At 72.0% G+C, this 23710-nt stretch carries 21 protein-coding genes; 5 read left to right on the forward strand and 16 right to left on the reverse strand.

Annotation, left to right across the window (positions count from 1 at the left end):
- Positions 1-16: 16 nt before the first annotated feature.
- Positions 17-625: an NUDIX domain-containing protein gene (locus G408_RS0105230; protein WP_084628081.1), complete on the reverse strand. Its 609-nt coding sequence runs from the start codon at positions 623-625 to the stop codon at positions 17-19.
- A 124-nt stretch (positions 626-749) separates the two neighbouring features.
- On the opposite strand from G408_RS0105230, the gene nhaC reads away from it, so the two are divergent.
- Positions 750-2240, forward strand: a complete 1491-nt coding sequence (gene nhaC / locus G408_RS0105235) for a Na+/H+ antiporter NhaC (protein WP_028770241.1) — start codon at positions 750-752, stop codon at positions 2238-2240.
- Between the two features lie 61 nt (positions 2241-2301).
- On the opposite strand, the gene G408_RS0105240 is transcribed toward nhaC, so the two are convergent.
- Both G408_RS0105240 and G408_RS0105245 read right to left on the reverse strand, forming a co-directional pair.
- Positions 2302-3696, reverse strand: a complete 1395-nt coding sequence (locus G408_RS0105240; protein WP_028770242.1) for a DNA recombination protein RmuC — start codon at positions 3694-3696, stop codon at positions 2302-2304.
- A gap of 118 nt (positions 3697-3814) precedes the next feature.
- Positions 3815-4135: a high-potential iron-sulfur protein gene (locus tag G408_RS0105245; RefSeq protein WP_028770243.1), complete on the reverse strand. Its 321-nt coding sequence runs from the start codon at positions 4133-4135 to the stop codon at positions 3815-3817.
- Between the two features lie 141 nt (positions 4136-4276).
- Between G408_RS0105245 and G408_RS0105250 the strand changes: the two genes are divergently transcribed.
- From G408_RS0105250 to mtnC, 3 genes are read left to right on the forward strand one after another with little or no spacing between them, the layout of a single operon-like run.
- Positions 4277-4912 carry a methylthioribulose 1-phosphate dehydratase gene (locus G408_RS0105250; RefSeq protein ID WP_028770244.1) on the forward strand — a complete coding sequence of 212 codons (636 nt, stop codon included), beginning with the start codon at positions 4277-4279 and terminating at the stop codon, positions 4910-4912.
- On the forward strand, positions 4909-5472 hold the full coding sequence (locus G408_RS0105255) for a 1,2-dihydroxy-3-keto-5-methylthiopentene dioxygenase (protein WP_028770245.1): 564 nt from the start codon (positions 4909-4911) through the stop codon (positions 5470-5472). Before G408_RS0105250 ends, G408_RS0105255 begins: the two co-directional genes overlap by 4 nt.
- Entirely contained in the window at positions 5469-6191 is a 723-nt protein-coding gene (mtnC, locus tag G408_RS0105260; RefSeq protein ID WP_037412306.1) for an acireductone synthase, read from the forward strand. Before G408_RS0105255 ends, mtnC begins: the two co-directional genes overlap by 4 nt.
- Before the next feature lie 7 nt (positions 6192-6198).
- Here the strand turns inward: mtnC and G408_RS0105265 are convergent, their stop codons facing one another.
- The 10 genes from G408_RS0105265 to G408_RS13285 all read right to left on the reverse strand — a co-directional run bounded on the left by G408_RS0105265 (position 6199) and on the right by G408_RS13285 (position 15392).
- Positions 6199-7749, reverse strand: coding sequence for a calcineurin-like phosphoesterase C-terminal domain-containing protein (locus G408_RS0105265; RefSeq protein WP_028770247.1), 1551 nt, complete (start codon positions 7747-7749; stop codon positions 6199-6201).
- Positions 7750-7825: 76 nt separating this feature from the next.
- Positions 7826-8443 (reverse strand): bifunctional phosphoribosyl-AMP cyclohydrolase/phosphoribosyl-ATP diphosphatase HisIE, encoded by a 618-nt coding sequence (hisIE, locus tag G408_RS0105270; RefSeq protein WP_028770248.1) that lies wholly within the window; start codon positions 8441-8443, stop codon positions 7826-7828.
- Complete coding sequence (gene hisF, locus G408_RS0105275) at positions 8436-9209, reverse strand: imidazole glycerol phosphate synthase subunit HisF (protein WP_028770249.1); 774 nt, start codon at positions 9207-9209, stop codon at positions 8436-8438. The genes hisIE and hisF overlap by 8 nt, the downstream gene beginning before the upstream one ends.
- Positions 9203-9958, reverse strand: coding sequence for a 1-(5-phosphoribosyl)-5-[(5-phosphoribosylamino)methylideneamino]imidazole-4-carboxamide isomerase (gene hisA, locus G408_RS0105280; RefSeq protein WP_028770250.1), 756 nt, complete (start codon positions 9956-9958; stop codon positions 9203-9205). Before hisA ends, hisF begins: the two co-directional genes overlap by 7 nt.
- A 10-nt stretch (positions 9959-9968) precedes the next feature.
- Positions 9969-10586: an imidazole glycerol phosphate synthase subunit HisH gene (gene hisH / locus G408_RS0105285; protein WP_342664910.1), complete on the reverse strand. Its 618-nt coding sequence runs from the start codon at positions 10584-10586 to the stop codon at positions 9969-9971.
- Entirely contained in the window at positions 10583-11647 is a 1065-nt protein-coding gene (gene hisB / locus G408_RS0105290) for a bifunctional histidinol-phosphatase/imidazoleglycerol-phosphate dehydratase HisB (RefSeq protein ID WP_028770252.1), read from the reverse strand. The genes hisH and hisB overlap by 4 nt, the downstream gene beginning before the upstream one ends.
- On the reverse strand, positions 11644-12741 hold the full coding sequence (hisC, locus tag G408_RS0105295; RefSeq protein WP_028770253.1) for a histidinol-phosphate transaminase: 1098 nt from the start codon (positions 12739-12741) through the stop codon (positions 11644-11646). The genes hisB and hisC overlap by 4 nt, the downstream gene beginning before the upstream one ends.
- A complete protein-coding gene (gene hisD, locus G408_RS0105300; protein ID WP_028770254.1) occupies positions 12738-14036 on the reverse strand; it encodes a histidinol dehydrogenase in 1299 nt (432 codons plus the stop codon). The genes hisC and hisD overlap by 4 nt, the downstream gene beginning before the upstream one ends.
- A gap of 8 nt (positions 14037-14044) precedes the next feature.
- Positions 14045-14944 carry an ATP phosphoribosyltransferase gene (hisG, locus tag G408_RS0105305; RefSeq protein ID WP_028770255.1) on the reverse strand — a complete coding sequence of 300 codons (900 nt, stop codon included), beginning with the start codon at positions 14942-14944 and terminating at the stop codon, positions 14045-14047.
- A 34-nt stretch (positions 14945-14978) separates the two neighbouring features.
- On the reverse strand, positions 14979-15392 hold the full coding sequence (locus G408_RS13285) for a YerC/YecD family TrpR-related protein (protein WP_211226648.1): 414 nt from the start codon (positions 15390-15392) through the stop codon (positions 14979-14981).
- A 103-nt stretch (positions 15393-15495) separates the two neighbouring features.
- Here G408_RS13285 and G408_RS0105315 point away from each other — a divergent pair, with 103 nt between their 5' ends.
- A complete protein-coding gene (locus G408_RS0105315) occupies positions 15496-16053 on the forward strand; it encodes a GNAT family N-acetyltransferase (protein WP_037412309.1) in 558 nt (185 codons plus the stop codon).
- A 4-nt stretch (positions 16054-16057) separates the two neighbouring features.
- On the opposite strand, the gene G408_RS0105320 is transcribed toward G408_RS0105315, so the two are convergent.
- From G408_RS0105320 to G408_RS13290, 3 genes are read right to left on the reverse strand one after another with little or no spacing between them, the layout of a single operon-like run.
- Positions 16058-18523 carry a cyclic nucleotide-binding domain-containing protein gene (locus G408_RS0105320; protein WP_051282641.1) on the reverse strand — a complete coding sequence of 822 codons (2466 nt, stop codon included), beginning with the start codon at positions 18521-18523 and terminating at the stop codon, positions 16058-16060.
- A 3-nt stretch (positions 18524-18526) separates the two neighbouring features.
- The gene (locus G408_RS0105325) at positions 18527-19915 is read right to left on the reverse strand and encodes a multiheme c-type cytochrome (protein ID WP_084628073.1); all 1389 of its coding nucleotides are present in this window, start codon (positions 19913-19915) and stop codon (positions 18527-18529) included.
- Positions 19912-23709 (reverse strand): LVIVD repeat-containing protein, encoded by a 3798-nt coding sequence (locus G408_RS13290; protein ID WP_051282642.1) that lies wholly within the window; start codon positions 23707-23709, stop codon positions 19912-19914. Before G408_RS13290 ends, G408_RS0105325 begins: the two co-directional genes overlap by 4 nt.
- Position 23710: the final 1 nt, after the last annotated feature.

Genomic DNA, 23710 nt, shown 5'->3' on the forward strand with positions numbered 1-23710 from the left:
TGCGCCCTGCGGCGGGTTACGTGCCGCGCGATTCCAGCCACCGCGCCGCCATCCGCCGGATCGAAGGCTCGATGCCGGCATCTGCGGCCAGTGCGTCGATCTTCCGCCAGGCGAAGGCGCGCGACTCGGCATTGATCCGCGGCGTCTCGCCGGCGGTGCAGCGCACGAGGTAGCGCACGTCCCAGTGCCAGTGCTCCGGCTCTGCACCACGGGCCGGGATGGCGTGGCGATCGAGGTCGAGGATGCCGCCTTCGACCACGAGGCCCGGAAGGCCGGTTTCCTCCCCGGCCTCGCGCAGCGCGACGGCGGCGAGGTCGGGCTCGCCGTCGGCGTGGCCACCGGGCTGCAGCCAGCGGCCAAGCTTGGCGTGGTGCAGCAGCAGGCAGCGCTCGCCATCGGCGGAGACCACGAAGGCCGAGCCGGTGAAATGCCCGGCGAGGTGCCGGCGGGTGAAGCGTTCGATGCCGCCCCGCAGGAAGGCGCGGTACTCGGCGGCCAGCAGGTCGCCGAGGCGCTCGCCATAGGCCGCGAGGGCGGCATCGAGCCTGGCCAGCCGGGCAGCGATGCTCTCCCCGCCCTCGCAGGCGGCATCGTTGCGGGGCGGGGGCGAAGGCGGCAGGGACATGGCGGCACCGGCAGGCATGGGGGCGCCTACCCTAGCCGGATCCGGGCAGGCACGGGCAACGGGACTGCCGCCGGGGCGCTCACGCCGTCTACACTCGGGCCTTTCCCATGTCCTGCGAGGCCCCATGCCCACCGACACGCCCACGCCCGCCGGCGTCCGCGCCCCCTCGCTGCTGCAGGCCTTCCTGCCCCTGCTGGTCCTGATGGCCCTGCTGGCCGGAGGGGTCGCCCTGTTCGGCGAGGATGCCGCCTACGGCGCCAACCAGGTCTCGCTGGTGCTCGCCGCCGCCGTGGCCGCCCTGGTGGGCTGGCGCAACGGACTGGCCTGGCAGGACCTGCAGGACGCCATGGTGCACGGGGTGAGCATCGCCACCAGCGCGATCTTCATTCTGCTCGCCGTGGGCGCCCTGATCGGCACCTGGATCCTCGCCGGCATCGTGCCCACCCTGATCCACTACGGGCTGCTGCTGCTCGATCCCTCCTGGTTCTACCTCGCCGCCTGCCTGCTCTGCGCCGCCATCGCCATGTCGATCGGCAGTTCCTGGACCACGGCCGGCACGGTGGGCGTGGCCCTGATGGGCGTGGCCGGCGGCCTTGGCATGGACCCGGCGATCACCGCCGGAGCGATCATTTCCGGCGCCTACTTCGGCGACAAGATGTCGCCGCTGTCCGATACCACCAATCTCGCCTCGGCGGCAGCGGGCAGCGAACTGTTCGCCCACATCCGCCACATGGTCTGGACCACCTTCCCCAGCTTCGGCCTCGCGCTCGCCGGCTTCGCCCTGCTCGGGGCCGGCGGCCAAGCCGCAGGCGAGACCGGCCTGGAGGCGGTGGGCGGGCTCTCGGCCGAGATGGCGAAGCACTTCCACCTCGGCCCGCACCTGCTGGTGCCGCTGGCCGTGGTGCTGGCCATGGCGGCGATGCGCATTCCGGCCCTGCCGACCGTACTGGCCGGCGCCCTGCTCGGTGGTGTCTTCGCGGTGGTGTTCCAGCCCGAGGCGGTGAAGACCTTCGCCGGCGAGGGCGTATCCGGCGGGCTTGCCCTGCTCAAGGGCGCCTGGATGGCGATGTTCAACGGCTACCGGCTCGAATCCGGCGTCGCCGCGGTGGATTCCCTGCTCAGCCGCGGCGGCATGTCGAGCATGCTCAACACCATCTGGCTGATCTTGAGCGCCATGGCCTTCGGGGCCCTGATGGAAAAGGCCGGGCTGCTGGAACGCCTGGTCCGCAGCGTGCTGGCCGCGGCCCGGAGCACGGGCTCGCTGATCGCCGCCACCCTGGTCACGGCCTTCGGCTCCAACGTGGTCACCGCCGACCAGTACATCTCCATCGCCCTGCCCGGCCGGCTCTACCGCGGCGAGTACGAAAAGCGCGGCCTGGCGCCGGTGAACCTCTCGCGTGCCCTCGAGGATGCCGGCACCCTCACCTCGCCGCTGGTGCCCTGGAACAGCTGCGGCGCTTACATGGCGGCCACGCTCGGCGTGGCCACCTGGAGCTACCTGCCCTACGCGCTGTTCAACCTCATCAACCCGGTCCTGGCGCTGCTGTTCGCCTTCGCCGGCATCAAGATCCTGCGCCTCGCCGCCGACCAGGTGCGCGAGGCCGGGCGCGTCTAGTCCCAGCGCGCCAGCAGTACCAGCTCCGGGCCTGCTGGCTCCCACGGGGCCGCCACCGGCATCAGGGGCCGTCCTCCGTCTCCTCCAGCCCGGGCTCGCCCAGCAGGCGCCGGCTGGTCTCGGCATCCAGGGCCTCGACCTTGCTCAGATGGCGCTGGATGGCGCGGGTGCGCACCCCGGCGTTGTCGATGACATTCGCCGCCTCGTCGAGCTTCCTGCGGGTCTTGGCCAGCACGTCGCCGAACTTGCCGAACTCGGTACGCACGGCGCCGAGGATCTTCCACACGTCCGAGCTGCGCTGCTGGATCGCCAGGGTGCGGAAGCCCATGCGCAGTGAATTGAGCAGGGCGGCGAGGGTGGTGGGCCCGGTCAGGGTCACGCGGTACTCGCGCTGCAGGGCCTCGAACAGGCCCGGGCGACGCAGCACCTCGGCATACAGCCCCTCGGTGGGCAGGAAGAGCACGGCGAAATCGGTGCTGTGCGGCGGCGCGACATACTTCTCGGCGATCTTCTTCGCCTCGAGGCGCAGGCGCTGTTCCAGGGCCTGGCCGGCTGCAGCGGCGGCCTCGGCATCGGCGCGTTCCTGCGCTTCCAGGAGACGCTCGTAGTCCTCACGCGGAAACTTGGCATCGATCGGCAGCCAGACCGGCCCGCCCCCGTCGCCCGGCAGCTTCACCGCGAACTCCACCCGCTCGGCGCTGTCCGGCCGCACCGCCACGTTCGCCGCGTACTGCTCGGGAGTGAGCAGTTCGTCGAGGATGGCGGCGAGCTGCACCTCACCGAACACGCCCCGTGATTTGACATTGCCGAGCACCCGCTTGAGGTCGCCCACGCCATGGGCCAGCGAGCGCATCTCGCCGAGCCCCGCATGCACCTGTTCCAGCCGCTCGGAGACCAGCCGGAAGCTCTCGCCCAGCCGGGTCTCCAGCGTGGCATGCAGTTTCTCGTCCACCGTGGCGCGCATCTGCTCGAGCTTGGCCTCGTTGCCCTGCTGCAGTTCGGCCAGGCGGCGTTCGAGGGTCTGCCGCACCTCGGCCATGCGCTGCTGCTGGTCCTGGGTGAAACGCGCCAGCGCCTGGTCCGTGACCTCGCGCTGCCGCGCCCCCTCCTGGCCCAGCGACTGGGTCAGGGCCTCGAAACTGCGGTCGAGGCGCTCCAGCGCCTGCCCGAGGCGCTGCTCGAAGCCATCGAGGCGGCGCCCCAGGGAATCGGTGAGTTCGGCCCGGCTGGCGCGCTGTTCCTCACGCAGGCCGCGCTCGGCACGCTCCGAGCTCTCGGCAAGCCCGGCCACCCGGCCAGCCAGGGCCTCGAGCCGCTGCTCCACCCGGCCGATGCCGGCCTCGAAACGGGAACCGAGCTCCGCCCATTCCCGCGCCCCCGCGCGGGCACGCCAGGCCAACGCGCCACCGGCCAGCAGGCCCAGAAGAAGCCCGACGATGCCCCATGCCCATTCCATGCCGCCTTACCGCCCCCACTCGTGTCATCGCCGCCCTCGCGGCAGGCGGGCATTGTGGCAGGCCGCCGTCTCGTAGGCCGAGACGGCGCGCGCAGCGGCGGAGCGGGGCGGGGCGGGTTCAGGCCTTCTTCGCCCAGGCCGCGCACCAGCCCTTGGGCTCGACGCTGAAGCCCGGGAACAGGCTGCAGCCCTGGTTCGCCGCCGTGTAGAACTGGCAGTTGGCGCAGTCGCTGCCCGGCTTGAAGCTGGGGTGCCTGCTGCTGGCGGCATCGGTGGTGTAGGCCAGGGCCTTGGCCTGCGGATGGTCGAGCGGCAGCTTCGGCAGGCCCTGGGCGGCGGCGGCCGGCACGGCGAGACGGGCAAGGAAAGGCGCGGCGGTGGCCGTGGCGGCGATCGCGAGGAAACGGCGGCGGTCAGGATTGGCGGCGCGGCTGGACATGGCTCTCCCTCATGGCAGGGTTGGCAGGTGTCATGAGCCTACGCCGGCCGCCGTCGCCCCGCCTTGATCCCGGGCAAAGCGCCAAGCGAATGGCTCGCATCCCGCATGGCCCGTTCATGCCGGCTTGCCTACACTTGCAGCATGGACGCCCTGCCCTACGACCCCCACCGCTTGGCCGATGCCGCCGGCAGCCTGATCACGAACTGCCGCGAGCTGGCGCAGCGGGGCCTGACCCCGGCCACCAGCAGCAATTTCTCGCTGCGGCTCGACGATCGCCACTGCGCCATCACCGTCTCCGGCCGCGACAAGGGCCGGCTGGTGCAGGACGACATCATGGTGGTGGATTTTGACGGCCGCCCAGTGGGCACCGACAAGCGCCCCTCGGCCGAGACCCTGCTGCATACCCAGCTCTACCGCCGCTTCCCCGAGGTGGGCTGCATCCTGCACACGCACTCGAAGGCCCAGACGGTCGCCTCGCGCCTGTTCGCGGCGCAGGGCCACATCACCTTCGAGGGCTACGAGCTGCAGAAGGCCTTCCGCGGCAACGATACCCACGAGGCGGCGGTGCGCGTGCCGGTGCTGCCCAACTCTCAGGACATGCCCGCCCTGGCCGCACGGGTGGAGGCCGAGCTGGACCGCGGCCCGCTCTGGGGCTACCTGATCGAGGGCCACGGCCTGTACGCCTGGGGCCGCGACATGGCCGAGGCGCGCCGCCACCTCGAGGCCTTCGAATTCCTCCTCGACTGCGAACTCGAACTCCGGAGACTGCACGCATGAGCCGCATCCGCATCTTCCAGGACGATGACCCGTCCACGCCGCTCGTCGAGACCCGCGAGCACGCCGCCATCGCCGCCGAGCTCGCCCGCATCGGCGTGCGCTTCGAGCGCTGGGAGGCGAACGCGCCGGTGGCCCCCGGCGCCTCACAGGAGGCGGTCATCGCCGCCTACCGCGCCGACATCGACCGGCTGATGGCCGAGGGCGGCTACCAGGCGGTCGACGTGATCAGCCTCACCCCCGACCACCCGCAGAAGGACGCGCTGCGCCAGAAATTCCTCGACGAGCACACCCACAGCGAGGACGAGGTGCGCTTCTTCGTCGCCGGCTCCGGTCTGTTCACCCTGCACGTCGGCAGCAAGGTCTACGAGGTGCTGTGCGAGGCCGGCGACCTGATCGGCGTGCCCGACGGCACCACCCACTGGTTCGACATGGGGCCGGAGCCGTTCTTCGTCGCCATCCGCCTGTTCACCAACGTCGAGGGCTGGGTGGCGAACTTCACCGGCAGCGACATCGCCAGACGCTTCCCGCGCTATGAGCGCGGACAGGCGCTGCCCGCATGAGCGTGCCGCAGCCGCCGACGGTGGTGCTCACCGACATCGAGGGCACCACCAGCAGCATCGCCTTCGTCAAGGACGTGCTCTTCCCCTATGCCCGCGCCAACCTGCCGGGCTTCGTGGAAGCACGGCGCGAGGAACCGGAGATCCGCCGCTGGCTGGACGCGGTGGCGCTGGAGATCGGCCAGGCGCACCGCGACGACCGCGACGAGGCCGCGGTGCAGCAGCTCCTGGCCTGGATCGACGAGGACCGCAAGCACACCGCGCTCAAGGCCATCCAGGGCCAGCTCTGGCGCGAGGGCTACGCGCTCGGCGAGTACAAGGCCCACGTCTACCCCGATGCGGTCGAGGCGCTGAAGCGCTGGAAGGCCGCCGGCCACGAGCTCTACGTCTATTCCTCGGGGTCGGTGGAAGCGCAGAAACTGTTCTTCGCCCACAGCGATGCTGGCGACCTCACGCCCCTGTTCTCGGGGCATTTCGACACCGAGATCGGCCCCAAGCGCGACGTGGCGAGCTACCGTCACATCGCCGCCGATATCGGCGTGGCGCCCTCCCACCTCCTGTTCCTCTCCGACGTGGTGGAGGAACTGGATGCCGCCCGCGAGGCCGGGCTGCGTACCGTGCTGGTGGACCGCCCGCAGGACTACCCGGTGCCGCGCGAGGCCGCGGCCAACGGCCACCGGCGGGTACGCGACTTCTCGGCCATCGACCCGGACGCTGCTTGACGGCTTTTCACCGGAGCGCTGCCTCCTCGAGCCGGTAGCGGGTGGTCTGTCGCAACTCGCCGCGCCAGCGGTCGAACACCCGCACCTCGATGGCATGCTCGCCGGCCGGCAGGTCGGTGGGCAGGGCGCCGCGCCACAGATGCGGCGAGGGCGCGGCTTCCGGCGCCCGGTCGTAGGCGCGCAGGGCGTCCGCGGCATCGTCGGCGGCATTGATGGCGAGCAGGGCCGGGTCCGGGCGATCCACCCGCTGCATCGGCCGCCACTCGCCGCCGGCCACCCGGTACTCCACGCGGCTGCCGGCATCGCCCATCCAGACGTTCGCGTACACCGCGAAGCCCGGCCAGGCGCCGCGGCGCAGCACCCGCGGCGCATGCAGGGCGAAGGGCGGGTCGTCGGCATGGTCCACCGCATGCCAGCGCAGGGCATAGCCGCCACCGGGCTGCACGGTGAGGGTGGCGAAGCCCTTGGGCGTGCCATCGGCCATGCGCGAATCCGGCACGCCGCGGGCATCGGCGAGCCCGCTCCAGAAGGCGCCGCAGGCCGCCCCCACGTTGTACTCGTGCAGGGGCGATGCCCCGCGCCAGCCGGCTTCCTCTCCATGCCAGCGGTGCTGCTGCACATGGGTGTGACTGCTCAGCACCAGCACCGCCGGGTGGGCCTCGAGCAGGCGGAACAGGCGCTGGCGGTCGCCTTGGCGGAAGCTGTCGCGCCCGGGCGAGGCATCGGTGTCGAACAGCGGGATGTGCATGGCGAGCAGCAGCAGGGCATCGCGCGGCACCCGCGGCAGGTAGGCCTCGAGGAAGCGGAACTGGCGCTCGCGAAGCCCCCCCACATAGGCCGCCGGCTCGCCGCTGCCGGGCTGGTGGATGACGTTGTCGAGCACCACCACCGCGAGCCCCGGCGCCTCCCAGGCGAAGGTGTCGGGCCCGAACACGCGGCGGAAGCTGGCGAGCGAGGCCTCGTCGCTGCCGGCCCCGTGGTCGCGGTCGTGGTTGCCGCTCGCGGTGAGCCAGGGCGTGCCCATCCGCGCCGTGGCCGCCGCCATCGCCGGCAGCAGGGCGAGGTTGCCGTGCACGATGTCGCCCAGCGAAAGCCCGAGCCGGGCCCGCGGCAGGCGGCGCTCGGCCTCGACGATGGCGGTCTCGAACGACCTCAGGTCCTCGGCATTCTTCACCTGCGGGTCGCCGAACACGCGCAGCGCATAGGGCGGCGCGAAGGCCGCGGGGCGCAGGGCCACGGCCCAGTCCCCGGTGGGCGCATCGCGCCAGGTGTCGGGCAGGCCATCGCGGCGCAGCGGCGGCAGGTATCCGGCCGGCGGGATCACGAACACCGGGGCGTCGGCCGTGAGCGGCAGGCGGAAGCGGCCTCCAGCATCGGTCTCGACGAGGCGCTCGCCATCCGAGACCAGGACCCCCGGCAGCGAGGGCTCGCCGGCATCGTGGCGACCGTTGCCATCGAGATCGGAGAAGGCCCGGCCGGCCACCTCCGCGCCCCGGCCCGGCCCGGGAACGAAGGCCAGCGCGGCGGCCAGGGCCAGCATCGGGATCGAAACTCGCATGGACGCCCCGGAACTCACGGAAAGCGCGAGCCTACGGAGCCGCCCACGCCGGCCGCAAGCCGGCCGGCACCGGCATTCAGTCGCTCACGCGCTGCTTGGCCAGCCGGCGTTTCTCCAGCACCCGCCCCACCTCGGCCAGCGAGAGGCCGCGGGCCTGCAGCCCGACCAGGGTGTGGAAGAACAGGTCGGCCACCTCGCCGAGCAGGGCCTCGTCGGCCTCGGCGAGCAGGGCCAGCGCGGTTTCCACGCCCTCCTCGCCGATCTTCTGGGCGATGCGCTTCGGGCCCGCCTCGAACAGGGTGGTGGTGTAGCTGCCCTGGGGGCGCTCGCGGGCGCGCTGGGCGACGATGGCCTCGAGCTCGCCGAGCACGCTGCCCGGCGCCTGCGCAAAGCAGCTCGTGCGCTTCAGGTGGCAGGTGGGGCCGTGGGGGATGGCCTGCACCAGCAGGGCATCGCCATCGCAGTCGGTCTCGATCGCGACCAGCTCGAGCACGTCGCCCGAGCGCTCGCCCTTCATCCACAGCCGGCCCTTGCTGCGGCTGAAGAAAGTGACGCGGCCCTGCGCCAGCGTGGCCTCCAGCGCGGCGCGGTCCATGTAGCCCAGCATCAGCACGCGGTGACTGCGCGCGTCCTGCACGATGGCCGGCAAGAGGCCGCCCTGCTTGGCGAAGTCGAGGGATTCCAGGTCAATCATCGCGCACCTCGATGCCGGCCTCGCGCAGCCGGCGCTTGAGTTCGGGAATGGGCACGGTGCCCGAGTGGAAGACCGAGGCGGCGAGCGCCGCATCGACATCGGCCCTCTGGAACACCTCGGTGAAATGGTCGATGGCCCCGGCCCCGCCGGAGGCCACCAGGGGCACCGGGCAGACGGCGCGCACCGCGGCGAGCTGGCCGATGTCGTAGCCCTCGCGGGCGCCATCGCTGCCCATGCAGTTGAGCACGATCTCGCCGGCGCCGCGGGACACCGCCTCGGCCACCCAGTCGAGGGTGCGCCGCGGCAGCGCCCGGGTGCGCTCGGGATCGCCGGTGTACTGCCGCACCCGCCACTCGCCATCGGCATCGCGCAGCGAATCCACGCCCACCACCACGCACTGCACGCCGAAGGCAGCCGCCAGTTCGTCGACCAGGGCCGGGCGCTCCAGCGCCGGCGAGTTCACCGAGACCTTGTCGGCCCCGGCCTCCAGCACCCGCGCCGCATCGGCCACCGAACGGATGCCGCCGGCCACGCAGAAAGGGATGTCGATCAGCCGCGCCACCCGCTCCACCCAGCCGCGATCGACCGGGCGACCCTCGGGGCTGGCGGTGATGTCGTAGAACACCAGTTCGTCGGCCCCCTCGTCGCGGTAGCGCAGGGCCAGGGCCTCGATCTCGCCCATCACCACGTGGTCGCGGAAGCACACGCCCTTCACCACCCGGCCCTCGCGCACGTCGAGGCAGGGAATGATCCGGCGGCTCAGCACGGCAGCGGCTCCGCGGCGGCCTCGAGGGCGGCGGAAAGCGTGAAACGCCCTTCCAGCAGGGCCTTGCCCAGCACCACGCCACGGGCGCCGGCGGCACGGGCGCCACGCACATCGGCGAGCCCGGCGACACCGCCCGAGGCCTGCACCGCCACGCCGGGGAAGCGCCGGGCGATGGCGGCATAGAGCTCGAGGTTGAGCCCGGCGAGCATGCCGTCGCGGGCGATGTCGGTGCACAGCAGGTGCTGCAGGCCGGCCTCGGCATAGCGGCCGAGCAGGTCGAAGAGGGCGAAGCCCGAGGCCTCGGTCCAGCCCTGCACCGGCAGGCGGAACACGCCCTCGGCATCGGCCCGGGCATCGAGGGCGATGGCGATGCGGTCGGGGCCGAAGCGCTGCAGCCAGCCGATCACGCGGTTGGGCTGGCGCACCGCCAGGGTGCCCACCACCACCCGCGAGGCCCCCGCGGCCAGCACGGCCTCGACATCGGCCTCCTCGCGGATGCCGCCGCCGCTCTGCACCTTGAGTCTGGTCTCGCGGCCGATGGCGGCGAGCAGGGGCGCCAGGGTGTAGCCGCCGGCGCGGGCGGCATCGAGATCGACGAGGTGCAGCCACTCGGCCCCGGCCTCGGCATAACGGCGGGCCAGGGCCAGCGGCTCTTCCGGGTAGCGGGTCTCGGCGGCGTAGTCGCCCTGGCGCAGGCGCACCACGCGGCCCTCGCGCACATCGATGGCGGGATAGCAGATCAGGCCCATGGCCTCGGCCTCACAGGGAAAGGAAGTTGGCGAGCAGGCGCGCGCCGACGGCGGCGGAACGCTCGGGATGGCATTGCGCCCCCATCACCCGGCCGCGGGCGGCGATGGCGACGAAGGGCTGGCCGTGGTGGCAGGTGGCAAGGGCATCGGCGCTCCCGCGCACGGCGAAGCTGTGCACGAAGTAGGCGCGGCGCCCGTCGAGGCCCTGCACCAGCGGATGCCCCGCCGCCGCGGGGGCCACGTCCAGCCGGTTCCAGCCCATGTGCGGCACGCGGATGCCCGGGGCCTCGGGCAGGCGCTCCACCCGGCCGGGCAGCAGGCCGAGGCAGTCCACCCCGCCCTCCGCCGACTGCTCGAACAACAGCTGCATGCCGACGCAGATGCCGAGCAGGGGCTGGCTGAGCGTGGGGATCAGCCGGTCCAGCCCGTTCTCGCGCAGGCGCTGCATGGCCGGCCCGGCGGCCCCTACCCCCGGCAGCACCACATGGGTGGCGGCGCGGATGCGCGCCGCATCACTGCTCACCGGGGCCTCGATGCCGAGCCGGGCGAAGGCCGCCTGCACCGAGCCCAGGTTGTTGCCGCCGGAATCCAGCAGCACCAGGCGGATGCGCGCAGGATCGAGGCTCACAGCACGCCCTTGGTGCTGGGAAGCTGGCTGCCCTCGCGGCGCAGGGCCTCGCGCAGGGCGCGGGCCGCTGCCTTGAAGCAGGCTTCCACCATGTGATGGGTGTTCTCGCCCTTCACCGAGAGGTGCAGGCCGAGGCCGGCGGTCTCGCAGAGCGAGCGGAAGAAATGCGGCACGAGCTCGGTGGCGAGCCCGCCCACCTCGGGGCGCGGGAACTGGCCCTCGAAGACGAAGCAGGGGCGGCCGGAGACATCCAGCGCCGCCGAGGCCAGGCTCTCGTCCATCGGCAGGGTGAAGCCATAGCGGGCGATGCCACGCTTGTCGCCGAGCGCCTGCCGCAGGGCCTGGCCGATCGCCAGCGCGCAATCCTCCACCGTGTGGTGCTCGTCCACGTGCAGGTCGCCGGCGCAGCGCACGGCCAGCGAGAAGCCGCCGTGCTTGCCGAGCTGCTCCAGCATGTGGTCGAAGAAGCCATGGCCGGTGGCGATGGCCGGCTCGGCGGCGCGGTCGAGGTCGAGGTCGACCACGATCCGGGTTTCCTTCGTGCTGCGCTCGACGCGGGCGGTGCGCGGCGAGGCGGTGAGCGCATGGGCGATGCCCGCCCAGTCGTAGTGCCCGGCCTTCAGGCGGAAGCCGCGCACGCCGAGATTGGCGGCGAACTGCATGTCGGTCTCGCGGTCGCCCACCATGGCGCTGCCCTCGAGGTCGATGCCGCGGTCGCGCAGGTAGTGCATCACGAGGCCGATGCCCGGCTTGCGGGTGGGCTTACCCTCGTGGGCGAAGCTCTCGTCGATCAGCACCTCGCGGAAGCGGATGCCCTGCGATTCGAGGATCTGCAGCAGCAGGCGCTGCGGGCCTTCGAAGGCCTCGCGCGGGAAGGAGGGCGTGCCGAGGCCGTCCTGGTTGCTCACCATCACGAACTGAAAGCCGGCATCGCGCAGGCGCTGCAGGGCGGCGATGCAGCCCGGCACCAGGCGGAACTTCTCGAAGGCGTCGATCTGCTCGTCGGCGGGCTCCTCGATCAGCACGCCGTCGCGGTCGATGAACAGGATCTTCTGGCTCATGGGGAATCGACTCCGGGCAGGGCGGCGAGCGCGGCCAGCAGGGCCTCGTTCTCCTCCGGGCTGCCGATGGTGAGACGCAGGGCATCGTGCAGGCCGGGCTGGGCGCGCTGGTCGCGCACCACCACCCCGGCCGCGAGCAGGGCGCGGAAGGCCGCCTCGGCATCGGCGAAGCGCACGAGGAGGTAGTTGGCATCCGAGGCATAGACCCGGCGCACGGCGGGTAGCGCCGCGAGCGCCGCGGCGACACGCTCGCGCTCGGCGACGATGCGGCCGGCGCGGCGCTTCGCCTCGTCCGCCGCCGCGGGCGAGACCGCCTCGAGGGCCAGGGCCACCGCCGGAGCCGCCAGCGGATAGGGCGGCGCGATCGCCGAGAGCACCCGCACCAGGGCCGGGTCGGCCAGGGTGATGCCGAGCCGCGCCCCGGCGAGGGCATAGGCCTTCGAGAGCGTGCGCAGCACCACGAGGTTCGTAAAGCGTCCGAGCAGGGCGATGGCGCTGGGCTGCGTGCTGTACTCGGCATAGGCCTCGTCCACCACCAGCACCGCGCGGCCGGCAAGGCCGACGAGCAGGCGCTCGATCGCCGCCAGCGGCAGGGCGCTGCCGGTGGGGTTGGCGGGCGAGCAGGCATGGATGAGCTTCACCGGCGCCTTCGCCACCGAGAGTTCCACTGCCCGCAGCACCGCCTCGACATCGAAGCGGAAAACCCCGCCCTCGTCCACCAGCGGCACTTCCACCAGCGGCGCGCCCTGCACCCGCGCCGAGACCGCGTACATGCCGAACACCGGCGGCGTCACCAGCACCGCCTCGCGCTCGGCGCGGCACAGCGCACGGGTCAGCAGGTCGATGCCCTCGTCGCTGCCGCGGGTCATCAGCAGGGCCTCCGGCGCCACACCGTAGAGGGCCGCCAGCCGCGCCCGCAGGGCGGCGGGCTGCGGCTCGGGGTAGCGGTTGAGGCCCAGACCCGGATCGGCCGGCGAGGGCCAGGGGCTCTCGTTGGCATTGAGCCAGATGCGGCCGGTCAGGCCGGTCTTGCGCGCCGAGCCGTAGCCGCCGAAGCCGCGCAGGTCGGCGCGCACGAGATCGAGCACGTTCATGCCGCCCCCTCGAGCCGCTGCACCACGGCCTGGGCATGCGCCTCGAGCGATTCGGCGCGGGCCAGGGTGATGGCACAGGGGCCGATCGCGGCAAGGCCCTCGCGGCTCACCTGCTGCACGCTGATGCTGCGCTGGAAGCTCGCCACCGAGACCCCGCTCCAGGCCCGCGCCGCGCCGCCGGTGGGCAGCACGTGGTTGGTGCCCGAGCAGTAGTCGCCGAGCGACTCCGGGGCGTAGTCGCCAAGGAAGATCGAACCGGCGCAGGTGATGTGCCCGAGCCAGGCGCGCGGCTCGCGCACCTGCACGATCAGGTGCTCGGGGCCGTAGCGGTTGCTGAGCGCGAAGGCCTCCTCGAGGCTGGGCACCACGATCAGCCGGGCGAAGGCCAGCGCCTGCGTGGCGATGGCCTCGCGCGGCAGGCGGGCGAGCTGGGCCAGCACCTCGGCCTCCACCGCGGCGGCCAGGCTCGGGCTGTCGGTCACCAGCAGCACCTGCGAATCCGGCCCGTGCTCGGCCTGCGCCAGGAGGTCGGCGGCGATGAAGGGCGGGCTGGCCCCAGCATCGGCCACCACCAGCACCTCGGAGGGACCGGCGGGCATGTCGATGGCCGGGCCGTCGGGAAGCGCCGAGACCGCCGACTTCGCCAAGGTCACCCAGGGATTGCCGGGGCCGAAGAGCTTGTCGCAGCGCGGCACGCTTTCGGTGCCGAAGGCCATGGCGGCAATGGCCTGCGCCCCGCCCAGGGTGAAGACCCGGCGGATGCCGCAGAGCCTCGCCGCCACCAGCACCGAAGGATCGGCGCTGCCGTCGGGCCGCGGCGGGGTGCACAGCACCACCTCGCGGCAGCCGGCGATCATGGCCGGCACACCGAGCATCAGGGCCGTGGACGGCAGGGGCGCGCTGCCGGCCGGCACGTACAGGCCCACGGTGTCGATGGCCCGCAGTACCCGGCCACAGCGCACGCCGGGGGCGGTCTCGATCTCGAACTCGCCGGGCGCCCCGGCGCGGTGCCAGGCCTCGAGCCGCTCCCTGGCCTCCTGCATCGCCGCCTTCAGCGCCGGGTCGAGCGCCCGCTCTGCCGCCTCGAAGGCCGCCTCGTCGACCTCGAGGGCGGCGAGTTCCACGCCATCGAAGCGGCGGGTCAGGGCGCGCAGGGCGCCATCGCCATCGGCGCGCACCTGGGCAAGGATGCGCTGCACGGCAGCGATGCGCTCCTCGCTGGCGGTGGCGGGCGGGCGGGCCAGCGCGGCGGCGCGCTCGGCCTCGGTGAGTCGGGTCCAGTCCAGGCGTTGCATGGGCATCCTCAGGCCAGCATCTGCTCGACCGGCAGCACCATCAGGGCGCGGGCGCCGGCCTTCTTCATGTCCTCCAGGCGCTGCCAGGTCACCGCCGTGCGGCACAGGGCCTGCACCGCCACGCGGTCGGCCGAGCCGTCCACCGGGGTGACGATGGGCGCATCGGCATCGGGCAGCAGCTTCAGCAGGCCCTCGAGCGCGCCGCGCTCGGCCTGCAGCAGCAGCAGCTTGGCCGCCTTCACCGAGAGCACGCCGTCGAGCCGTCGCAGCAGCAGGTCGGCGAGGGCCTGGCGCTCGTCGTTGAAGGCCCTGGAGGGTCCGGCCAGCACCGCCTCGCTCTCCAGCACCACCGCCACTTCCTTGAGCTGGTTGGCCGCCAGCGTGCCACCGGTGGAGACGAGATCGCAGATGGTCTCGGCCTTGCCCAGCCGCGGCGCGATCTCCACCGAGCCGGAGAGCAGCACCGGCTCGGCCTCCACGCCCTCGTCGCGCAGCCACTTCGCGAGCAGCGCAGGATAGCTGGTGGCGCAGCGCAGGCCGGAAAGCCGCTGCGGGCCCGGCCAGTCCCAGTCCTGTGGCACCGCCACCGAAAGCCGGCAGCGGCCGAAGCCGAGCCGGCGCAACACGGTGAAGGCCTCGCCCTCGCCCCTCGCGCGGCGCTCGCAGTCCTGCTCGGCCAGCACGTTGAGGCCGACGATGCCGAGGTCGCACACCCCTTCGGCGATCAGGCCGGGGATGTCGTCGTCGCGCACCAGCAAGAGGTCGATGGGCAGCGACTCGCCATAGCAGAACAGGCGGTCGCGGCTCTCGCGGAAGCTCAGTCCGGCACGCGCGAGCAGGTCGCGGGCGGGCTCGGACAGGCGTCCGGATTTCTGGATGGCGATACGCAGGCGGTCGTGCGTCCGCATGGTGCGGGCTCCGTGGGAAAGCAGACGGGAAGGATCAGTGGGTGTCGCCGGGGCCGTGGATAGCCGGCGCCACGGCCTCGGCCTGCGGCGCGGCCAGCGCCGCTCCGGGCGCCAGATGCCCCAGGCGCTCGGCGGCCACGCGGTAACCGCCGGCGCCAAGGGCGAGGCAGCGCGCCACGCGGCCGATGGTGGTCACGCTCACCCCGGTGCGCTCGTGGATCTCGCGGTAGGCACGCCCGTCGGCAAGCTCCGGCACCACGGCCCAGCGGTCGGCCATGGCCTCGAGCTCAGCCGGGGTGCACAGGTCGATCAGGAAGCGGCGGAACTCCTCCGGGCCACGCAGGCTGGCAAGGGCCGCCACCAGCCCCTCGAGACGCGAGGCCACCCCCGGCGCCAGCGGTACCGGGGCATCGGCAAGGGCGGAATCGGGCAGGGTCCGGCGCTTCATGGCGAATAAATGTAATAGCGCGCTATTACATTGGTCAAGCCGGGGCTTGCCGGGGTCTCGACCGCGTCACGGGGATGGTTCAGGCTGGGCCTGGCCGGAGCCCATGAGAGGAGCCCGCGTGATCCATCGCCGTCCCCTGGGAAAACCCTGGCAGGAGGAACTCCGCCTCGAGGACGGGCGGGTGCTCTGGCTGCGGCCGATCTGCCCGGCCGATGCCGAGCCCCTGCGGATCGGCTTCAGCCTGCTCACCCCGGAAGAGGTGCGGATGCGTTTCCTGCGCCCGCTCACCAGCCTCTCCGAGGCCATGGCCCGCAAGCTCACGCACATCGACCCGCGTACCCAGTTCGCCCTGGTGGCCGCAGAACCGGAGCCGCCGGGCAAGGCGCTGGTGGGCGCGGTGGTGCGGGCGGCGATCGAGCCGGGCACGCGGCGGGCCGAGTTCGCCATCCTCGTCACCCGCTTCCTCGCCCATCAGGGGCTCGGCACCCTGCTGATGCGGCGCATGCTGCACTGGGCACGGCTCAAGCAGCTCGAGGCCGTACACGGGGACGTGCTGCAGGAGAACACGGCCATGCTGCACCTCGCCCAGCAGCTGGGCTTCCGTCGCCTGCCCAGCGATGAGCCCGGCCTCGTGCGGATCGAGAAGCGGCTGCGCGACTGAAGGCTCAAAGCCCGGCCCGGCGCACCTTGCGGAACAGCACCTCGGCCGACTGGCGGGTGGCGGCCCCGGTGGGGCAGGCCTCGACACAGCGCGGTCCGCCCTGGATGCCGGTGCACAGATCGCATTTCACCGCCTTCTTCTGCACCTCGCCCGTCACCTCCGGCTGGCGGCGGCCGGGCGCCGCGCCCAGGCCGAACAGCAGCCAGAGCAGGCCGCCGCCGGGCTTCGGCGGCAGGTCGGGGGCCATCTGGATCACGCCATAGGGGCAGTTGCGCTGGCAGTTGCCGCAACCGATGCAGGCCTCGCTGATCGTGACCTCGCCGGCAGGGCCGCGGCGGATCGCATCCGGCGGGCAGTCCTTCATGCAGTGCGGGTTCTCGCAGTGGCGGCAGGCCACCGGCAGGTGGATGCGGGCGAAGGTGGCACCGGCCTCGCGTTTCAGCCGCGAGGTGCCGCCATGCGACTCGGCGCAGGCGGTCTCGCAGTTGTTGCACTGCACGCACAGGGCCTCGTCGATCACCAGGATGTCGGAGGCATCGCCCACGCCCTGCCTGAGCAGGAAGCGCGAGAGCGCACTGCCATCCGCCACGTCCTGCTCGGCGGCGATGTTGTGCTCGGTGCGGGCCATCATGATGGCCTCGAGCGTCTGCCGCAGCGCCGGGGTGGCGGCGATCAGGCGGCGGATGCGGGTGCTCTCGAACACCAGGGCCTCGGTGAGCACCGAGGCGGTGACGGTGGCGGTACGCGGCCCGCCGTCGAGCATCGCCATCTCGCCCACGTAGTTGCCGGCACTGACATAGGCCAGCACCCGCTCCTCGCCTCCCATCCGCTTCGAGACCGCCACCGACCCGCGCCGGATCAGGTACAGGCCATCGGCGGGATCGCCCTCGCGGAACAGCACCTGGCCGGCGTTGTAGCGGCGCAACTGCACCCCGGTCTCGATCAGGTCCTCGAGATCGTCCACCCCGAGCACGGGGCCGATGTACTGCATCACCGCATTGCGCACGAATGCATGGTCGATGCGCTCGCGCAGGGCCTCCGAGGCACTGATGAGCTTCAGCATGGTGCGGCGCGGGGTTTCCACCAGCACGCAGTCGGTGGCTGCCACCACCGTGGCGGTGCGGCGGCGGCCCGAGAGCAGGCCCATCTCGCCGAAGAAGCGGCCGGCACCGAGGCCGATGACGCGCGGCGCGCCGTCCTCGCCATCCACCTCCACCTGCACGCTCCCCTCGATGATCGAGTAGAAGCTGTTGGAGTAATCGTTCTTGCGGAATACCAGGGCGCCGGGGGACAGCACGTGCACCGTGCTTTCCAGCAAAAGCTCGCGGCGCTGGAGCTTGGTCAGCGCCCCCATGATCGGGTGGCGGCCGAGTTCCTCCACCACCTGCGGCACCGGCACGCCCGGGCGCCAGGGAGCGAGGCGCTCGCGCAGCAGCGGCTCGTCCACCGGTTCGACCACGTCGCCGTTGATGGTATCCACCACCTCGTGGCCCTGGTTCATGGCCTGCTTGATCAGCGGATAGCCGCCCAGGGCCCCCACCACGAACAGGCCCGGCACCGTGGATTCATAGGTTTCGGAAAGCACCGGGATGGCCGCCGGGTCGGCGTTCGGGAACTGCACCCCGAAACTCTCCACCAGCTTGCGCGGCGGGATGGCGCCGGCGCGCACGATGATGCGGTGGCAGGCGATCGACTGCTCGCCCACCTTGCCGTTGAAGACGAAGTTGAGCACCGGCGGCCGCGCCCCGCCCTCCTCCGCCGCGCCGGGCGGCAGCGGCTCGACCCGGGCGGCGAAGGCCGAGTGCCAGATCCGCAGCCTGCCCGCCCGCTCCATGGCCTGCGCGGCATCGCGGTTGGCGTCCTTGCAGACCGTGAACTCCTCCTGCCGGTTCATCAGGTGCACGCGGTTCTTCGGCGCCAGGCCCATGGCGTTCTCGATGCCGGCATCGCCGGCGCCGACCACCACGATGGTCTCGCCCTCGTACTCGTCCGGATCGGAGAGCGTGTACTGCACGTTGGGGTGGTCCTCGCCGGGTACCCCCATCTTGCGCACATTGCCCTGCAGGCCGATGGCGAGGATGACGTTGCGGGTGGTGTACTGGCTGCCGTCCTCGCAGCGCACGGTGAAAGGCGGCCCCTCGGCATGGCGGTCGATGGCATTCACCCGCTTGCCGTGGCGGATGTCGATCCGCTGCGCCGCGATCTCGGCGTTCCAGGTGGCGAGCACGGTCTCGCGCTTGCCGGCGGCGAAGCTCATGCCGCTGCGCAGCGGCAGGAAGCCCGGCTCGGCCATCACGTGCTTTCCCTTCTGGTACTTGAAGATGGTGTCGGACGGATGCGGAGCGGCCTCGAGCAGCACGTAGCGGTTGCCGCGGGCCGCGGCACGGGAGGCGGCGGACAGCCCGGCCGGGCCGGCGCCGATGATCACGATGTCGAACTCCGCGGGGCGGTCGTGGGCACGCACGGCCATGGCTCAGCCCTCCGTTGCGGCCGGCGCGCGCAGGGCGGCGGCCAGGGCGTCGAGCGCGGCACGGAAGCGCTCGGCGCGGTAATCGTCTTCCGAGGCCAGGGTGGCGCGGGCCCGGGCGAGCAGCGGCCGCAGGGCCTCGGGCTCGGCGAGCTGGCCCTCGGCGGCCAGATGCTCCAGGAGCGGCGCGATCGCCATGTAGGCCTGCTCGGCGCCGGCATAATCGCTGTACTCGCCGCTGCGGCCGATGGCGATCAGGCGCTGCAGTACCGCACGCATCTGCGGTGCGTCGAAGGCCTGTTCGCGCAGGCTCGGCACGAGGCCGTCGAGGCGCGAGAGGACGCGCTTCAAGGCCGCCTGGGGATCGCCCTGCCCACCCGAGACCGCGAGATGCAGGGCCCGCACCTCGTTGCGGAAGGCCGCCGCCTCGTCCGGGGCCACGGCCTCGGTGATCGCCCGCAGCATCAGCAGATGGCCGTCGTTGACCCGCACCACGCCCGGCCCCACGCCCAGCCGGGGCGACCAGCGGTTGCTACCCATCGGCTTGTGGCAGGCATGGCAGTCGAACACCGAGAGCTCCGGGAACAGCCCGTCGCGCCCGTGCACCGGATGCGCCAGGCGCTCCAGCAGGGCCCGGGCGCCGAACAGCTGTCCCAGGGCCCAGACCCGCCCGGGCGAGAACGCGCCCTTGCGCCGGATCCAGTCGGCATCGATGGCGTAGTGCGGGGGCTGCAGGGCGGCGAAGGTGCCCACCTCGAAGCCGAGACGCGGGTGCCCGGCGCCCATGATGCGGTGGGTGACCCAGCGATCGGCATCGCCGACATGGCAGGAGGTGCAGAGCCTCGCCTGCCCCACCGGATCGGAGGTCGGGTAGAGGCCATTGGCGAGGTTGGCGCCATGCGTGGCCTCCGGCGCGGTGTGGGCGGCGACCCAGGGCTCGGCCGGCCCATGGCAACCCTCGCAGGAGATGCCATCACTCACGAGGAAGCGTTCGCCCTGGAACTCGGCCGCCGGCGCATAGGCGTGGCAGGCCAGGCACTCGCGCGACTCGTGCGCCGGTTTCGGCAGCCCGAGCTTGCGGGCAATCGCCACGCTCTCCGGCTTCAGCAGGGTGGCATAGGCGCGGGCATGGCGGTCGAGCCGCGCCCAGGTGGTGTACTCGTTGTGCAGCACCACGTCGTCCCAGGCCAGCACGCTGCCATGGCAGGTGCTGCTGGCGCAGTTCACCACGCCCAGGCTCTTTGCCGGCATCAGGTCGGGCATCGGAGCGGTGGCGGCGAGCCGGGCACGCCGCGCCTCGTCCTCGGCGCTCCAGCCGGGCCCGGCGGCGGCGCTTGCGGCGAGGGAGACGAAGGCGGCGAGCAGGCCGAGGGCGGCCACGGGACGGGGGCTCATGGGCGACCTCCGGAGGCGCTGGCGGCAGCGGCGGGCGACGGCGTGCCGGGCGTATTGCTCACGCGCCAGACCGTGCCGTCCGGGTTGAGGTAGAGCTTCTGCATCTCACGCAGGGTGAAGGGCCGCGAGCCGAGGCGGCCGAACACGGCGATCTGCCCGCCGGTCTCGTCCACCGCCCGGTCGCGGTCGAGTCCCTTGGAGAGCGCGAGGGCCGGGCTGCGGGTGGCGCGGCTGGCGATCAGCTCGGGCCGCGGCTCGGGCGAGAAGCCGTAGAAGTTCGGCTGGCTCTCCGGCGAGGTGAGCTGGATCACCCGCAGGCCGTTGCGGCCATCGGCCACGTAGGCGAAGAGCGAGGCATTGGTGGAAGCCACCACCACGTCGCGGGCATCGTTGATCGCGCCTTCGGCAGTGAAGCGGGTGAGCAGGCGCGGCTGTACCGGCCGGGTCACGTCCACGATCGCCAGCCCCTCCTCGCCTGCCGCCACATAGGCATAGGTGCGGGCCACGTAGACGCGGCGGGCATCGCGCATCGGCACCGAGGCCGGCAGGAGGCGGGGCGCCCCCATGTCGGTGATGTCGGCGACATGCAGGCCACTGCCCGCGGTGATGAAGAGGTAGCGGAACTGCACCGCGGTGGCGCGGGCGTCCTCCAGCGGCAGGAAGGCCTTGGCCCGGGGCCTGACGGGGTCGTCGAGATCGACGATCTGCACCCCGCGCGGGGTGGTGACATAGGCGTAATGCCCGGCCACCACGATGTGCCGGGCCCCGGTGAGCACCCCGCCCTCGTTCCAGGTGGCGGCGCGGCGGAGGAAGTTGTTGCGCGGCTCGCCGTCGGCGAAGGTGTCCACGTTCACCACGATCAGGCCTTCCTCGGCATCGATGATGAAGGCGTAGTGGTAGATCGGGTGGAAGGGCTGTTCCTGGTTGGTGACCCGCATCAGCTCGCCCTGGTTCTTGAAGGGGGCGACGGGCTGGTTGGTGGGCAGGGCCATGCAGGTGGCGTTCTTCGAGGGCACATGGGCGTCGTGCCCCAGCGGCGAGAAGGGCGCGCGGATGATCCGCTGCGAGAAGCCCTTGTTCGGCAGCGAGGCGGCGTCGTACACCCGGAACCCGCCCCGTCCCTCGGCGACATAGAGGTACTCGCCGCGCAGCTGCACGCAGTTCGCCGGGCCGTCGCTACCGATGCCGTAGGCTTCGCGCAGCTGCCGCCCGCGTTCCTGGTGCTGGCGGAAGAAGTCCGGGTAGGCCATGCGCTGCAGGTAGCTGCCGATCACCGCCTGCGGCTCGTCGAGCTCGGTCACGCCGATTCCCTCGACGTGGCGCTCCTCGCCCACCATGGCATAAGCGCCGACGAAGTTGACGAAGTTGGTGCCCTGCAAGAGCAGCTGGGCCATGATGGCGTTGTTGTCCTCGTTCACCGAGACATGGCAGTCCTCGCACTGCTTGGTCTCGGTGAGCCGCTCGGTATGCGGGTAGTGGGGGGCGAAGGCCTGCGAGGAGTAACCACTCGCCGCCACCGGCGGCTGCTGGATGTAGATGCGCTCGCGGTTGATGTTCTGCGAGCTCAGCACCAGGGCCGAGCTGGAGCGGATCGGAGCGATGCGGTTGCCCTTCACCGTGCCGTGCAGGCCGAGCTGGAACACGTCGTCGCGCACCACCTGCACGTTGTAGGTGGCGTAGTTGCGCGTCTCGCCGCCCTCGTAGTGGTTGCGCTCGGTCTTCCAGTTGGCCTGGATCGGCAAATGGCAGCCGGCGCAGCTCGTGGTCCAGGAAAGATGGCAGGTGAAGCACTCCATCTTCTCCTCGCCATGCGCCAGCGCCATGTCGGAGGCATTGGCGAAGGCGGCGGCAGCATTCCATTCGCCGCGCCGCCCGGCCTCCCCGGCCGGCATCAGCTTGGCCCGCGCCGCCTTCTCGTTGTACTCGGGGCTGGCCGGGTTCACCGAGTCCCGGGTCAGGCTCACCTTCCACTCGAGATCGGGGTACAGGGCCGAGCGCTGGTAGAGCGCGCCATCGCGCCATTCGAAGCGCGGCCGGCCATCCGGGGTGCGCAGCAGCGAGAGGTCCATGCCGCCGGGGCGGGCCGCCGGGCCGGAGGTGGTGAGGGTGGGATAGCGCCTGGCCGTGCCGTGGCAGTCGGCGCAGGTGATCTCGATCGCCGCCGCCACCTCGCCATAGATGTGGCCATTGCCATGCATGTCCTGCGCAAAATGGCAGTCCACGCAGTGCATGCCCTTGTCGAGGTGGATCGAGGACAGGTGCACGGCCTTCTTGAACTTCTCCGGGTCGTCGTTCGCCACCACCCGGCCCTCGGCATCGAGCAGGTTGCCCTGGCGGTCGCGTTTGAACACGGCGCGGAATACCCAGCCATGGCCGTGGTAGTCGGCGAACTGGGTGTGCTTCAGCGTGGGGTTGAGGCGCGAGATCTCGGCAAGGTATTCGGGATCCGACCACTTACCGCGAATCGCCGCCTCCTCGGGGTTGCGCAGGTTGATGGCGCGGATCTCGGCGGCGCTGGGGTAACGCTGCTGCTCGGGCCAGAGCGCCTCGGCATCGGCCTCGTAGTCGGTCTGCACATAGCCGTAGAACGAGTTCACGTAGATGTTCGGCTGGTGCATGTGGCAGACCATGCACTGCGAGGAGGGAATGGCCCGGGTGAAGGCATGCTGGATCGGGCTGCCGCTCCTGTCCTTCGGGATCGTCGGGTCGAGGGTGGCGGTGAAACCGCGGTTGCCGTGCACCGCGTAGGGTCCGGAATGCCTGGGATCGCGGTCGTTGGCATACACGGTATGGCAGGCGGTGCAGCCCGAGCTGCGGTAGTCGCCCGGGTTGTCGTTGGTGCCCAGCATCCACAGGTGCGGGTCGTTGAGGCGGGTCTTGGTGAGGTTGATCACCGGCACCGCCACCCGGTTGCCGGTGCCGGGGCCGCGGTTCGACTGCCGCAGGTCCGGCCGGCCCGGCTCGTCGAGGCGCTGCAGGAAGCCCAGCACGTTGGGCAGGCCGATCTCGGGGAAGGTGGAGTTGATGACCCGGCCGCCGCGTTCGAAGACCCGGAACACATCGGCCGGCGGCACGGTCTCCCAGGCCGGCAGCGGGTACAGGGCCGGCAGCACGCCGCGCGCGGCGAGCGCCGGATCGCTGGCATCCACCGGGTTCTTCAGCATGGCCGGCTCGCCCTCGCGGGTGTAGGCCTCGCCGAGGGTGTAGACCTTGTAGGGCAGGATGCCGTTGTTGTACGCCGCGCCGCCCCAGAGCATGGCCGAGGTCGACATCAGGCTGCGCTCCTGGGCCTGGATGATGGGCAGATGGCAGGCCCCGCAGGCCTCGCGGGCCACCCGAAGATCGCCCGGGTTCACGAAGCGCACATAGGCCGGGTGCTCCTGGGTCCAGCGCGCCATGGAATGGGGGGGATTGCCCGGCCCATGGCCGAAGGTGCCGATGTCGGCGGGCAGCACGTGGGCCGCCTCCTTCAGTGCCGTGTAAGCCGCGCTGCCCGGCGCCTCGCTGCCGCGGCGCACGGCAGGATCGCCGCCATGGCAGTCGGCGCAGCCCAGCACCACCCCGGGATTGGCATGCATGGTGGGCTGGTCGGTCTTCTCGTGGCAGGTGACGCAGCCGGCGGACTTGGTCTCGGCCAGGCTCCGGGGCTGGCGCGCCGGAGCCGGCGGGAACTCCCGGTACTCGCGCTTGACCTTGACGATGCCGGCCGACTGCACCGAGAGCGAGACCGATCCCAGGGCCAGCACGGCGGCGCAGGCCAGCAGGAAGAAGCGGGGGGAAGGACGGGGGGCCATG

The sequence above is a fragment of the Silanimonas lenta DSM 16282 genome, assembly GCF_000429065.1.
Taxonomy (GTDB): domain Bacteria; phylum Pseudomonadota; class Gammaproteobacteria; order Xanthomonadales; family Xanthomonadaceae; genus Silanimonas; species Silanimonas lenta.